Here is a 12,815-nt window from a genome sequence, read left to right as displayed (position 1 = left end):
ATGTATCGGTGTAGTTGTCTTACCCGGACAACACGCTCTGCGGCGCGTCTGTCTGCGTCCGGCTATTGCTGCTGTTGTTGCCTGCTTCGCGCGCGGCTGGCCGGACCCGGCCGCGCGCTGTGGCGTTATCCGCGGATCAGCCGTGAATCAGCATGCCGCCGTTCACGTCGATGACGGCGCCCGTGATGTACGACGAAATCGGCGACGCGAGAAACAGGAACGCGCCGGCGACATCGTCCGGCACGCCGAGACGGTTCAGCGGAATGCCCGCTAGAATCTCGCCGCGCTTGTCGTCGCTGATCTTGCCCGCGTTGATGTCGGTTTGAATCAGGCCGGGCGTCACGCAGTTCACGCGAATGCCATCGGAGCCGAGCTCGCGCGCCATCGCTTTCGCAAGGCCGAGCACACCCGCTTTCGCCGCCGAATAATGCGGGCCGCCGAGAATGCCGCCGCCGCGCTGTGCCGACACGGACGACATGCAGCCGATCGAACCGCTCTTCTGCTTCTTCATCTGCGGCACGACGGCTTGCGACAGATACAGCACGCCGCGCAGGTTCACGTCGAGAATGCGGTCCCAGCTTTCGGGATCGATGTCGAGCAGCTTCACGGCTTGCGTGATGCCCGCGTTGTTGATGAGCACATCGATTGCGCCGAAGTCGGCGACGATCTGCTCGACGGCTGCCTGGCACGCCTGCTTGTCGATGACATTGCACGCATAGCCGCGATGCTCGGGGCCGATCGAGGCGGCAGCGTCGCGTGCCGCGGAAGCGTCGAGATCAAGGATCGCGATCTTTGCGCCGTGCTTCGCGAACATGCGCGCGGTGGCCATGCCGATTCCACGCGGCGATGCTGCGCCGGAAATGACGGCGACCTTGCCTTCGAGAAGACGTGACTCTGACATGATGCTGTGCTCCTGATAATGATTGCTTGCGTAAGGGTTGTTGGTGTGGCTATTGGCTAAGCGGGTGTTGTCAGCCCAGCCAGCCTTTGATGGTGTCGCACATCGTTTTCGTCGAGATGCCATAGCGGTCGTGCAGCGTGGGCAGCGCACCCGCATCGAGAAACTCATCGGGCAGCGCGATCTGGCGGAACGGAGGAGTAACGCCTGCACTGAGCAGCGTGCGCGCCACCGCTTCGCCGAGCCCGCCGATCACCGTATGGTTCTCCGCGACGATCACCATGCGGCCCGTGCGCTTCGCCTCGCGCAGGATCGTGGCCGTATCGAGCGGCTTGATGGTCGGCACGTGCAGCACGCCGACGCCGATGTTGTCGGCTTGCAGCGCCTTAGCCACTTCGAGCGAGCGCATTGTCATGATCCCCGACGAGATCAGCAGCACGTCGTTGCCGTCGCGCAGGAGCTTCGCCTTGCCGAGTTCGAAGCGATAGTCGTATTCGTCGAGCACGACCGGCACATTGCCGCGCAGCAGACGCGCATACACGGGCCCTTTGTGCGCCGCGATCGCGGGCACCATCTGCTCGATATCGAGCGCGTCGCACGGATCGATCACCGTCATGTTCGGCATCGCACGCATCAGCGCGAGGTCTTCGGCAGCCTGGTGGCTCGGACCGTAGCCCGTCGTCAGTCCCGGCAGCGCCGCGACGATCTTCACGTCGAGGTTGTCTTCGGCGATTGTCTGGTGGATGAAGTCGTACGCGCGGCGTGTGGCGAACACCGCGTACGTGGTGACGAACGGCTGCGCGCCTTCGTGCGCGAAACCCGCTGCGGCACCCATCAGCAACTGCTCGGCCATGCCCATCTGGTAGTAACGTTCGGGAAACTGCTGCGCGAAGATGTGCAGGTCCGTGTACTTGCCGAGGTCGGCCGTCATGCCGACGATGCTGGTCTTCGTGCGCGCGAGTTTCGCGAGCGCGTGACCGAACGGCGCGGAGCGCGTGAGCTGGCCTTCGCCCGCGATCGACGCGATCATCGCGGAGGTCTTCAGACGCGGCTTCTTTTCAACGGTGCTCATGCGTGCCTCCCGGCATCGAGTGCTTCGAGCGCGAGCTTCCACTCGTGCGCATCGACGCGGATGAAGTGGTTCTTCTCGCGCTCTTCGAGGAATGGCACGCCGCAGCCCATCTTCGTATCGCAGACGATGATGCGCGGCTGCGGCTTGTCGTGATTGCGGGCGTTGTCGAAGGCCTGCTTGACGGCATCGATGTCGTTGCCGTTCACGCGCTGCGTGTACCAGCCGAAGGCTTCGAGCTTGTCGACGAGCGGCTCGAACGCCATGATCTGCGTCGACGGGCCGTCGGCCTGCTGGTTGTTCACGTCGACGATGGCGATCAGGTTGTCGAGCTTCCAGTGCGCGGCGGACATGACGCCTTCCCAGATCGCGCCTTCGTCGAGTTCGCCATCGGAGAAGAGGGTGTAGACGAATGCGTCCGAGCCCTTGCGCTTGAGGCCCAGGCAGCGGCCCACGGCAATCGTCAGGCCCTGGCCGAGCGAGCCGCCGGACATCTCCATGCCGGGCGTGTAGCTGGCCATGCCGGACATCGGCAGACGGCTGTCGTCGCTGCCGTAGGTTTCGAGTTCGTCGGCGGGCAGGACGCCGGCTTCGAAGAGGGCCGCGTATAACGCGATCGCGTAGTGACCATTCGATAGCAGGAAGCGGTCGCGGCCTTCCCATTCGGGATCTTCGAGGCGGTAGTGCATGGCGCCAAAGTAGGCGACGGCCAGTACATCGGCAATGTCGAGCGCCTGGCCGATATAGCCCTGGCCCTGTACTTCGCCCATCAGCAGCGCGTTGCGGCGGATGCGGTAGGCGTGTTCCGCGAGTTGGGCGGTACGCCCGGCTTCGCTCGTATTCACGCGTGTCTCCTTCTTGCAGCGCCTGGCTCGGTGAGGGCCAGGCGTGGAGTGATTCATGGCGGGATGTTTCGTCGTGCTCGCAGACTCAGGTAATCCCTTGCTTCGAGTGCGCTGCGAGTGATTGAAAGCGTATCTGCTTGAACACATCCACTCAAACGAATTAAAGTGGCTTATCCATGAATTGAATTCAACCGTACACTGCAATGCACAATCGGATCACACTCAAATCTATTCAGGCGTTTGAGGCTGCTGCGCGGCTGTCGTCTTTCGCACTCGCAGCAGACGAACTGTTCGTGACGCCCTCTGCGGTCAGTCATCAGATCAAACTGCTGGAGGATCAACTGGGCGTACGGCTCTTTCATCGCGTGCATCGCGCGGTGATCCTCACGGACACGGGCCGTCAATATGCGGAGGAAGTCGGCGCGGCGTTCGCGCGGATCGACAGGGCGACGCGTGACATCGGCCGCGTCGCGAAGAGCGACATCCTCACCGTGCATGCGACGCCGAGCATTGCGACGCAATGGCTGATGCCGCGGCTCGCGCGTTTCAGTGCGATGCATCCGGATATCGATGTGCGGCTGAATGCATCGTCGGCGCCCGTGGATCTGATCAAGGAGTCTGTCGATATCGACATTCGCTATGGCGCGCGGCGGCTGCAACCGGCGGGGACGATGGTGCTGGACTTGCCGCTCGAAACGATCGTGCCGTTATGTTCGCCGCGACTCGCGAGCGGCGAGCATCCGATTCGCTCGGTCGCGGATTTGAAAAATCACACGCTGATTCATAGCGAAGGGTGCCTCGTCGGATGGCGCGACTGGATGCGGCTGCATCGCAAGGTCGTGCTCGATATCACGCGCGGTCCGCGTTTCGATCGCTCGTTCATGGCGATCAGCGCGGCGGCGGACGGCATGGGCGTGTGTCTGGAGAGCCTGCTGCTCGTGCAGCGCGAACTGGAGACGGGCACGTTGGTGGCGCCGTTGGGACTCGAAGGATTGAGGGTGAATGGCTATACGCTGAACCTGCTCAAATCGCGCGCTGATCTGCCGAAGCTGAAGCGCTTTCAGGACTGGCTGTTTGCGGAACTCGAGACGGGCTGAGGCGCGGTTGGACAGATCGGGCCGCTTCTTGTGGTGAACGTACATTTCGATTGATTGCTGGCGGCTTCATGAAACCGAACCGCCTGCATAAAGATTTCGCCGCCTTTGGATGCCGCACGAGTCTGCCGAAGCGCAAGCCTTGACCTTTCGCTCTTTTCAAGGCTAGCCGCCATTTCCCGCACGAAAAGTACGATCACCCCTTTCTGGACCATGCGGCGATGGCCATCTCACGCCGTCACGTCGAGGATGAAGTGGAGAGCGTCACGCGGCATGGGACTGAGATCGCGCCCTACCGGAATCCCCATGCTCTACAGAAGCAACAGCATCAACATACATCGTGCGCAGACGAAGTCATCGATGACGACACGCACGGATGTCTTTGAAGGCACATCATGGACCCGTTTTGTCTGAGAACGACGTGTCCGAGCGGATCGTCGTGATTCGAGCGCGGGCCAGGATTACAGTTGAACCGTGACGTTCGACCAACCCGACATGTACGCGGAATTGACCTGACGTCGACCCGCAGTCGAACGATGCTGTCGCGGCATTCACGGATGATCGTGGATTCGAGCATCTTCATGGAGAGATACGAGATCCGGCGCCGTGATGCGTTCAGCCCGGAAGCAACGAGCCGCTGCGAATCGGCTTGGCCCCAGCGATGCACGCCACCTCCTGCCCGGCGGTGGTGAAGCGCGCACGCTGCCGCGCATATAGCACGCCGGCGATGGAACTGGTAATCGTGACGAGGCGATCGGCGAGTGGATCGACGACGTCGGCGATCGCCTGGCCGGGTTCGACCCAGATGCCGACCGGCGTGCGGAACACGAGCACACCGGAGATGGGAGCGAGGAGGGGCTCGGTGCCGGAGAACGGCGTCGCGTCGAACTCGAGCGGCGGCAAGGGGGCGGGCGTCCCATCGATGACGCCTCGGTAGGTCAGGTATTCGACGATTGCGCTCGCGTCGCGCTCGGCGAACGCGTAGGTCACGTCCGCCTGACCGCGCAGCTCGATCGTCACCGAAATCGAGCCGTTCGGTATTGGATAGCGCTCGCCATAGCGCGCCCGCAACTCCGACCAGCAGAAGCTGTGGATCTCATCGAATGGATTGCCGATCGAATTGAGCGCGAACAGCGAGGCCTTCGAATCGAGATAGCGCGCGAGCGGCTCGACGTCCGGCCACAAATCGGGGTTTGTGAAGAGATGCATCGCGCCTTCGAAGTCGCAGTGCAGATCGAGCACGATGTCGGCGTCGTATGACAGTCGCTGCAGCGCGAGGCGCTGGGATTCGAGCTCGGTGGTCGGCGTCTGCTCGTCCAGTGCTTCTCGCGTGGCGTCGCGCACGGCGAGCAGGTTCTGTTGCGCGTCGCCCGTCAGCCGATGCTCGATACGGGGGATCACGAGCGCGGCCAGGTCATGGAAGTTCCGGTTGAAGTTCGACGCAGTGCCGGTTTCGAAGCGGCCGAGCATCTGGCCGAGCAGCCGCTGGTTGAGCCCGATCGGATTCGGCACGGGCACGATGACGATTTCGCCGCGCAGCTTGCCCGCTGTCTCCAGCGCGGCGAGGCGCTTGCGCAGTGTCCAGGCGACGAGCATGCCGGGCAACTCGTCAGCGTGCAGCGACGACTGAATGTAGACCTTTTGCCCGCCCGCAGGGCCATAGTGGAAGCTCGTCAGGTGCCGCTGCGTGCCGAGCGCCGGGGAGATTAACGGGTGCGTTTGTGTTTGCATGATGGGTCGAGCGCGCGCCGGATGATACCGGCGCGGGGATGAGGTATTGCGATTCAGCCGATCGCTGCCGAGCGTCACGGTTCCCGTGTGTGTCAGGTGCCGTACACGTCGAATGCGAAGTACCTGGCCTCGATCTTCTTGTAGGTGCCGTCCTTGATCATGTCCGCGATCGCCTTGTCGATCTTTGCCTTCAGTTCGGTATCTTCCTTGCGCAGACCAATGGCGGCGCCACTGCCGAGCGTCCCCTGCGGATCGGTCAGTTCGCTGCCCGCGAACGCGAAGCCTGCGCCGCGCGAGGTCTTCAGAAAGCCCATGTCGGCCTGCACGGCGTCTTGCAATGCCGCGTCGAGACGGCCTGAGGTCAGGTCTGCATAGACCTGGTCCTGATCCTGATAGGGGATGACATTCACGCCCTTCGGCGCCCAGTTGATCTTTGCATAGGTTTCCTGGATCGAACCCTGCTCGACACCGACCGCCTTTCCTTTCAGCGCATCTGCCGCCGGCTGGAGGTTCGAGCCTTTCTTCGCAACGAGGCGAGTCGGCGTGTGGAACAGCCTCGCCGAGAACGCGATCTGCGCTTCACGCTGGGGCGTCATCGACATCGCCGACAGCACGCCGTCGAATTTTTTCGCCTTCAGCGCCGGGATCATGCCGTCAAACGCACTCTCGACCCACACGCACTTCGCATTCAGTCGCTTGCAGATCTCGTTGCCCAGATCGATATCGAAGCCGACCAGCTGGCCGTTCGCACTCTTCGATTCAAACGGAGGGTAACTCGCATCGACACCGAACCGGACGGTGGACCAGTCCTTCGCGCAGGCGGAGGTTGCGATCGCAAGCGTCGCCATGAACAGAGCAAACTTCTTCATTGATGTGGGTTCCAAAGGTTGTGAAAGTCGGATTGATGGAGATGCCGGGAAATTTCGAGCACGAAGTGCATCGAATGGGCTTACTTCAGCCGTCCTGCCAGAAATTGCTGCAGCCGCTCGCTGCGCGGTGCGGTCAGCACTTCACGCGGGTCGCCTTGCTCCTCGATCTTGCCCTTGTGCAGGAAGACAATGTGATTCGAAACATTCCGCGCGAAGCCCATTTCATGCGTCACGACGATCATCGTGCGGCCTTCTTCTGCGAGCGCCTGCATCACTCTCAGCACCTCGCCGACGAGTTCGGGATCGAGCGCGGAGGTCGGTTCGTCGAACAGCATGACTTCCGGTTCCATCGCCAGCGCGCGGGCGATCGCCACGCGCTGCTGCTGGCCACCGGACAGATGCGACGGATACTTCTGCTCGACATCGGCCGAAAGCCCCACTTTGTCGAGGTACTTTCGGGCGCGCGTTTCCGCGTCGCTGCGGCTCAAGCCCAGCACGCTCACGGGTGCTTCGATGATGTTCTCGAGCACGGTCATGTGAGCCCACAGGTTGAAATGCTGGAAGACCATCGACAGACGCGCGCGCATCATCCGCAGCTGCTTCGGGTCACTCACGCGCAGTCCGCCGCTGCGGTCTGTCGTGGTGCGGATTTCCTCGCGGTTCAGAGTGATGCGCCCGGAGCACGGCAATTCGAGGAAGTTAATGCAACGCAGGAACGTGCTTTTTCCCGAGCCGCTAGAACCAATCAGGCTGATCACGTCGCCGGCTTTCGCCTTCAGCGATACCCCCTTCAATACCTCGTTCTCGCCAAACTTCTTGTGCAGATCGTCGACAGTCAGCTTGTACATTCTCGATGCTCTCCATCAGGGCTGGACGGGTTCAGTGCCCTTGAGGTTTCAGGTAAGCCAGCATTCGCATTTCCATGCGGCGAAATACCCAGATCAGGGCGAACACGATAGACGCATACAAAGCGGCCGCGATGCCGTATGCCTGGAACGTCATATAGGTGGCCGAATTCGCGTCGCGTGCCACTTTCAGGATGTCGGGTACGGTCGCAGTGAAGGCTAGCGTCGTGGCGTGCAGCATCAGGATCACTTCATTGCTGTAAGCGGGCAACGCGCGTCGCAATGCGGAGGGCAGGATGATGCGCGTATAGAGCTTGAAATTCGACATGCCATAAGCACGGGCGGCTTCGATCTCGCTGTACGAGGTCTCCTTGATCGCACCGGCGAAGATCTCGGTGGCGTAGGCGCATTCGTTCAGCGTGAAAGCCAGCAGCGTGCAGTTCATCGCGCTGCGAAAGAACGCTCCGAGCAGTTCGTGAGCATGGACGAAGTGCAGGCTGTAGATGCCCGTGTAACACAGCAGCAACTGGACGTAGAGCGGCGTGCCGCGAAACACATAGGTGTAGAGCCAGACCGGTCGCGAAACAAAAGAGTTGCGAGACGCGCGCGCAATGGCGAGCGGCACGGCGAGCAGAAAGCCGAGTGCGATCGAAACGACCAGCAGCCAAAGCGTGATGACGAGGCCGCTGTAGTTGAAGCCGTCGCTGTAAAGATAGTTCGGCCAGTATTGGTGAATGAGTTCGATCACAGCGCAGCCCTCCGCACACCGATCGAATAGCGCTTTTCGAGGTGGTGCAATGCAAGGTTGGAAACGGTGGTGATCACGAGATAGATTGCACCGGTTGCAAGCGTGAAAAAGAAAAATGCCTGCGTCGCCTTGCCCGCGTCCTGAGCGGCTTTCACAACGTCGGCGAGACCGATGATCGACACGAGCGCAGTCGCCTTCACGAGCACCTGCCAGTTGTTGGCGATGCCCGGCAGCGCGAAGCGCATCATCTGTGGGAACAGAATACGCATGAACACGCGCGTAGAGTTCATGCCGTATGCGAAGCCAGCCTCGATTTGCCCGCGGGGAACGGCCAGAAAGGCACCGCGAAAGGTTTCGGTGAAGTACGCGCCGTAGATAAAGCCGAGCGTGATGACGCCCGCCACAAACGGATCGATGTCGATCTGATTCATGGCGAGCATGTCAGTCACGTCGTTGAGCCAGATCTGAATGCTGTAGAACAGCAGCAGCATCAGCACAAGGTCGGGTACCGCGCGAATCAGCGTCGTGTACATCGCGCCGAGGCGCGCGAGCATGCGATTGCGCGAGAGCTTCGCCGCGGCGCCGGCGAGGCCCAGCAGAAAGGCCGCAGCGAGCGAAAGAACCGCGAGCTTGAGAGTTTCGAGCGTGCCCGCCAGCAGCAGCGGGCCGAAGCCTTGAAAAAGCATGGAAGGAAGTCCCTGGTGACAGGGAGCGCACGCCGCGCGTCCGCGCAGCCTGTGCCCCTGTGTTGATGCGAGTGAATGCGACAGCAGTTAACCGCCGCACACGCCGAAGTCGAAATACCTCAACTCGTTCCTCTTGTATGTCCGTCCTTGACCATGTGGACGAAAGCTGTTCGCTGTTCGCTTTGGGCGAGCGTGCTTCTTCATGAAAGTCGCCGAAAGCGATGTTCGATGCGGCATCCCGCACGCGGGCGACCCTATCGAAAGCCTTAGATGCCCCGGTCAGACGCCCGAGGGCGGTTTCGCAACTTGTATATACAATTATCGACGCATCTCAGAAACCGACAATCGGTGTTATTACCAACACGTGCTCGACGCGGAAGTCAAAAGAGGCCCTGTTTTTGGCACTAAACAGGTGAGAACGGATGTTGTAAGGTTACTCAGAACTGTCATGGACGAAGTCATTCGCGCCTCCTATTGGCAACTTGTCCATACAACATCGTGCTGTTTGTTTCGGAAGCGACACATCCGCAGCGGGTAACAACGTCGCATAGGCGGCCGCCAGATCGCCGCTCAGATCGGCTCACCCGCACATCGAATGAGAAATTGCGCACGCTGTGCGAATGCAACCGCAACTGCCGTCCGTTCCAGCGAACGACATGGGCTGAAAGAAGGTGCGCCCACATGTAGTCGATGCAGTTCGCTCAGGTTGAGTCCGAGCCGAGGAAACGTTCTACGAGCCGAGTCCGGAATGTAGCGCCAATAACGAGATTTTCGTCGGCGTAGTCGTACTGCGCACTGTGCAGCATAGGCGCATTCAAGCCGTTTCCCAGACGCAGAAAGCAGCCCTGGCTCTGCTGCAGCAAAAAAGCGAAGTCCTCGAGACGTACGTCAAGGTGGGCGGCCGGTGGAAATACCTGTACCGCGGTGGACAAGGCCGGCAACACCGTCGACTCCTGCTGCACGCCCGTCGCTTTCTACGCGTGTCCGGCGGCACGATGGATCTGTGTCTCGCGCAGATTCCTTTGACACAGCGGGTCTCTTCTGGCGGGAACAGGACTTCGTGATGCGAAAGCAGGCTCAGGCGGGGGTTTGTATGCAATTACGCCGGTGTCGCGACCACCATCATTGCCTTCGCCCTGTCGCACTGGGTGCTCAACACCATCGTGCCGATCGAATTTGTGACCACGGTCGCGGTGTGTCTGGTCGTCTATCCGGTGCTGCGTTTGTGGGCGCTACGTCCGGCGCAGTCTCTGGTGGCTGGCGAATCACGAGGCGCTTGATCTATCGATGGAACGGGCACTGTGCCGTTGGTGCAGATGCCGCGGGAGGGTGTTCGTTTCCATCGACACGCAGGCGTCCCGTGCCAGGCTCGCGCTCAAACCTGCTTCCGCAGGTACGGCATACCGCCGCCCGCCGATACGATCTCCAGCACGAAGGGGGGCAACGGGGGCACCTGATGCGAAATTCCGCTTGCCGTCTGCCGAACATTTCCATTGAGAAAGTCGACTTCGAGTGTCTCGCCGTCCTCAATCGCGCCGTATTCGACAGCGGAAATCTCGAGAAACGGCACGCCCATGTAAACGGAGATGCGATATGGCGCCCGAGCGAGCTTAACAGCCAGAAGCCCAAGCCCGATTTCCTTCATCGCGATGAACGGATGGCTATGCTGACTGCCGTGAGCGAAGCGCTTTCCGGCCACGATGACGTCACCTGAACGTGCTTCCTCGGCAATCTCCGGGCGAACCTCGAACAGCAAATGCTTGCGCAATGCACGCGGATCATAGTTGAAGACGTGACTGGCGGAGATCAACGCATCGCTTGATACATCATCGGGCAATTTCCAGACGCGGCCTGTGGTCGAGAGCGGGACCGTCATGTCAAAGCTTCCTGTAAGAAATCGCGCGGATCAGCGATGTGGCCAGCAAGAGCCGATGCAGCGACAGTTAGCGAGCTTGCCAGATAGATGTTCGCGTCGAGGCTGCCCATGCGTCCGGGATCGTTGCGCGTGCTGGTACTGATGCGCACCTCGCCCGCCGCGAGTGGTGCGAGGCCGCCGAAGCACGGACCGCACGTCGACGGCGCGATCTGCGCGCCCGCGGCCATCAACGTGCCGAGCACGCCTTCGGCCATGGCCTGTTCGTGCACCCGACGCGTCGCCGGGATGACGAGCAACTGCACGCCGTCGCGCACCTTACGTCCCTTCACGAGCGCAGCCGCCATGCGCAATTCGGCGAGACTTCCAGATGCGCACGATCCGATATACGCGTGCTGGATCGCGACATCGCCCAGTTCTGTCGCTTCGCGCACGTGAGCAGGCGAAGGCGGAATGCTGACGAGCGGCCTGAGCGCGCGCGCGTCCACGTCGATGATGCGGGCGTAGTCCGCATCGTCGTCACCGCTCAGGACTTGCGGATCCTGTACGCCACTGTCGCGCAAATATTGAAGCGTGCGGGCATCCGCCGGGACCATGCCCGCGTCCGCGCCCATATCGACCGTCAGACCGGATATCGTGATGCGCTCCGGCACCGACATCCGTTCGATCGCCGTGCCGCCATATTCGATCACGCGCTCGTTCGCCTCATCGGCGTCGATCAGGCGCATCACGTGCAGAACGACGTCCCGCGCCGTGACGCCAACAGGCAGCGCACCGTTTACGCACACCCGGATCGTCTGGGGAACCTTGAGCCAGATCCGCCCGGTCGCCATGATCATCGTCACTTCGATGCCGAAGGGCATCGCGAGCGCGCCGACGCCGCCAAGTCCCGACGTATGGGTATCGGCGCCCGCCACGAACATGCCGGGCATCACGAGTCCGCGTTCGACGGTCAGCGGATGCGTGATCCCTTCGCCGTCGAAAAGATGGCCAACGTGCATCTTCGCCGCGAGCTGCCGCGTGAGCCGGTTGCGTTCGGCGGCGGCCACGCTGTGCGCGGGCGTCTCGTGATCAATCGCGACGACGAGGCGCTCCGGCCTCGCAAGCGTGTCGATGCCGATGTCCGCGAGACGCTTCACATACGCGGGATAGGACACCTCGGGCATCGTCGTCAGATCCGGCGTCGCCCAGATGACTTCGCCCGGCTCGACGCGTGCGCGGCCGCTCGAGCGGGCAAGGATTTTCTGAACCAACGTGGACGCCATGCTTCATTCCCCGCTCATGACACGACGCTCGAACGCCGCATAGCGCGACGCGCCGAGCATGTCAGTGATCTGCGCGAGCGGTGCCATGTCCGGCGTCATCGCGGCCGTGCTGCCTTCGGCTTTCAGATGCGCGAGCAGCGAACGCTGCCATCCGACGATCCCCTGTATCAGCGTGATCGGATACAGCGCCATGCCCAGCCCCGTCTTTGCCAGCTCGCTTTGCGGATGCAGCGGACGAATGGTTTCGGCGACCGTGTGAATCACCGGGATGTTCACCGCTTCGGCGACGGCCCGGCATTCGTCGAGGGACGAGAGCGACGGCACCATTACGGCGTCGACGCCGAGTTCGGCCATCTTCCTGAGACGGCGGATCGCTTCCTCGAGACCGTGCAGCGTGACCGCGTCGGTGCGGCCGATCACGAGAAAGTCGGGCGAGGTGCGCGCCTGCAGCGCGGCGCGCAGACGGCCGGCCATCTCGGCATCGTCGACGAGCGCCTTGCCGGTCATCGCGCCGCAACGCTTGGGCGACATCTGGTCTTCCAGATGCATCGCCGCGACGCCCGCGCGCTCGAGTGCGCGCACGGTCTCCGCGATATTCGATACGTCGCCGTAACCCGTATCGGCATCGGCGATCACGGGGATCTTGACCGCCGTGGCGACCTGCCCGGCCTGCGCGATCATCTCGGTTGCGCTGATCAGGCCGATATCCGGCTTGCCGCGGCTCGCGGCCACGCAATAGCCCGACATGTAGACGGCCTCGAAACCAGCGGCTTCGATGAGCATCGCGCCGAGCGCGTCGTGCGTACCCGGCACGGCAACCGCTTCGCGTTTCGCGAGCATCGCGCGCACGCGTGCGCCACGGGTTGCATCGGAAGGCAGGGAGATTGTCATG

The 12,815-nt window shown here is 61.9% G+C and carries 12 protein-coding genes; 1 reads left to right on the top strand and 11 read right to left on the bottom strand.

Going from position 1 to position 12,815, the window contains the following annotated elements; genetic code table 11:
* Window positions 1-136 precede the first annotated feature (136 nt).
* The 3 genes from VSR68_RS24150 to VSR68_RS24140 all read right to left on the bottom strand — a co-directional run bounded on the left by VSR68_RS24150 (window position 137) and on the right by VSR68_RS24140 (window position 2,812).
* Window positions 137-901 (bottom strand): glucose 1-dehydrogenase, encoded by a 765-nt coding sequence (locus tag VSR68_RS24150; protein ID WP_342942250.1) that lies wholly within the window; start codon window positions 899-901, stop codon window positions 137-139.
* Between the two features lie 70 nt (window positions 902-971).
* The gene (locus VSR68_RS24145) at window positions 972-1,970 is read right to left on the bottom strand and encodes a transketolase family protein (protein ID WP_342942249.1); all 999 of its coding nucleotides are present in this window, start codon (window positions 1,968-1,970) and stop codon (window positions 972-974) included.
* Window positions 1,967-2,812 (bottom strand): transketolase, encoded by an 846-nt coding sequence (locus VSR68_RS24140; RefSeq protein WP_342942248.1) that lies wholly within the window; start codon window positions 2,810-2,812, stop codon window positions 1,967-1,969. Before VSR68_RS24140 ends, VSR68_RS24145 begins: the two co-directional genes overlap by 4 nt.
* 203 nt (window positions 2,813-3,015) lie before the next feature.
* On the opposite strand from VSR68_RS24140, the gene gcvA reads away from it, so the two are divergent.
* Window positions 3,016-3,909: a transcriptional regulator GcvA gene (gene gcvA, locus VSR68_RS24135; protein ID WP_342942247.1), complete on the top strand. Its 894-nt coding sequence runs from the start codon at window positions 3,016-3,018 to the stop codon at window positions 3,907-3,909.
* A gap of 612 nt (window positions 3,910-4,521) precedes the next feature.
* Here gcvA and VSR68_RS24130 read toward each other — a convergent pair.
* From VSR68_RS24130 to VSR68_RS24090, 8 genes are all read right to left on the bottom strand, one after another.
* Window positions 4,522-5,637, bottom strand: coding sequence for a succinylglutamate desuccinylase/aspartoacylase family protein (locus VSR68_RS24130; RefSeq protein ID WP_342942246.1), 1,116 nt, complete (start codon window positions 5,635-5,637; stop codon window positions 4,522-4,524).
* 92 nt (window positions 5,638-5,729) lie between these two features.
* Window positions 5,730-6,506: an ABC transporter substrate-binding protein gene (locus tag VSR68_RS24125; RefSeq protein WP_342942245.1), complete on the bottom strand. Its 777-nt coding sequence runs from the start codon at window positions 6,504-6,506 to the stop codon at window positions 5,730-5,732.
* An 80-nt stretch (window positions 6,507-6,586) separates the two neighbouring features.
* Window positions 6,587-7,354, bottom strand: a complete 768-nt coding sequence (locus VSR68_RS24120; RefSeq protein ID WP_342942244.1) for an ABC transporter ATP-binding protein — start codon at window positions 7,352-7,354, stop codon at window positions 6,587-6,589.
* Window positions 7,355-7,385: 31 nt separating this feature from the next.
* Window positions 7,386-8,099: an ABC transporter permease gene (locus VSR68_RS24115; RefSeq protein WP_342942243.1), complete on the bottom strand. Its 714-nt coding sequence runs from the start codon at window positions 8,097-8,099 to the stop codon at window positions 7,386-7,388.
* Entirely contained in the window at window positions 8,096-8,785 is a 690-nt protein-coding gene (locus VSR68_RS24110) for a histidine ABC transporter permease HisQ (protein WP_342942242.1), read from the bottom strand. Before VSR68_RS24110 ends, VSR68_RS24115 begins: the two co-directional genes overlap by 4 nt.
* Before the next feature lie 1,375 nt (window positions 8,786-10,160).
* Window positions 10,161-10,661, bottom strand: coding sequence for a 3-isopropylmalate dehydratase (locus tag VSR68_RS24100; RefSeq protein WP_342942241.1), 501 nt, complete (start codon window positions 10,659-10,661; stop codon window positions 10,161-10,163).
* Window positions 10,658-11,923 (bottom strand): aconitase/3-isopropylmalate dehydratase large subunit family protein, encoded by a 1,266-nt coding sequence (locus VSR68_RS24095; RefSeq protein ID WP_342942240.1) that lies wholly within the window; start codon window positions 11,921-11,923, stop codon window positions 10,658-10,660. Before VSR68_RS24095 ends, VSR68_RS24100 begins: the two co-directional genes overlap by 4 nt.
* Window positions 11,924-11,926: 3 nt before the next feature.
* Window positions 11,927-12,814, bottom strand: coding sequence for an isocitrate lyase/PEP mutase family protein (locus tag VSR68_RS24090; RefSeq protein WP_342942239.1), 888 nt, complete (start codon window positions 12,812-12,814; stop codon window positions 11,927-11,929).
* Between the last annotated feature and the right edge of the window lies 1 nt (window position 12,815).

The sequence above is a fragment of the Paraburkholderia phymatum genome (assembly GCF_038900715.1).
Taxonomy (GTDB): domain Bacteria; phylum Pseudomonadota; class Gammaproteobacteria; order Burkholderiales; family Burkholderiaceae; genus Paraburkholderia; species Paraburkholderia phymatum_A.
The sequence above is the reverse complement of the archived record's forward strand: the minus strand, read 5'-3'. Positions and strand labels throughout refer to the sequence as shown.

Coding starts and splice junctions, on each gene's coding strand:
- VSR68_RS24150 (WP_342942250.1), bottom strand. CDS start 901: ATGTCAGAGTCACGTCTTCTCGAAGGCAAGGTCGCCGTCATTTCCGGC.
- VSR68_RS24145 (WP_342942249.1), bottom strand. CDS start 1,970: ATGAGCACCGTTGAAAAGAAGCCGCGTCTGAAGACCTCCGCGATGATC.
- gcvA (WP_342942247.1), top strand. CDS start 3,016: ATGCACAATCGGATCACACTCAAATCTATTCAGGCGTTTGAGGCTGCT.
- VSR68_RS24130 (WP_342942246.1), bottom strand. CDS start 5,637: ATGCAAACACAAACGCACCCGTTAATCTCCCCGGCGCTCGGCACGCAG.
- VSR68_RS24125 (WP_342942245.1), bottom strand. CDS start 6,506: ATGAAGAAGTTTGCTCTGTTCATGGCGACGCTTGCGATCGCAACCTCC.
- VSR68_RS24120 (WP_342942244.1), bottom strand. CDS start 7,354: ATGTACAAGCTGACTGTCGACGATCTGCACAAGAAGTTTGGCGAGAAC.
- VSR68_RS24110 (WP_342942242.1), bottom strand. CDS start 8,785: ATGCTTTTTCAAGGCTTCGGCCCGCTGCTGCTGGCGGGCACGCTCGAA.
- VSR68_RS24100 (WP_342942241.1), bottom strand. CDS start 10,661: ATGACGGTCCCGCTCTCGACCACAGGCCGCGTCTGGAAATTGCCCGAT.
- VSR68_RS24095 (WP_342942240.1), bottom strand. CDS start 11,923: ATGGCGTCCACGTTGGTTCAGAAAATCCTTGCCCGCTCGAGCGGCCGC.
- VSR68_RS24090 (WP_342942239.1), bottom strand. CDS start 12,814: ATGACAATCTCCCTGCCTTCCGATGCAACCCGTGGCGCACGCGTGCGC.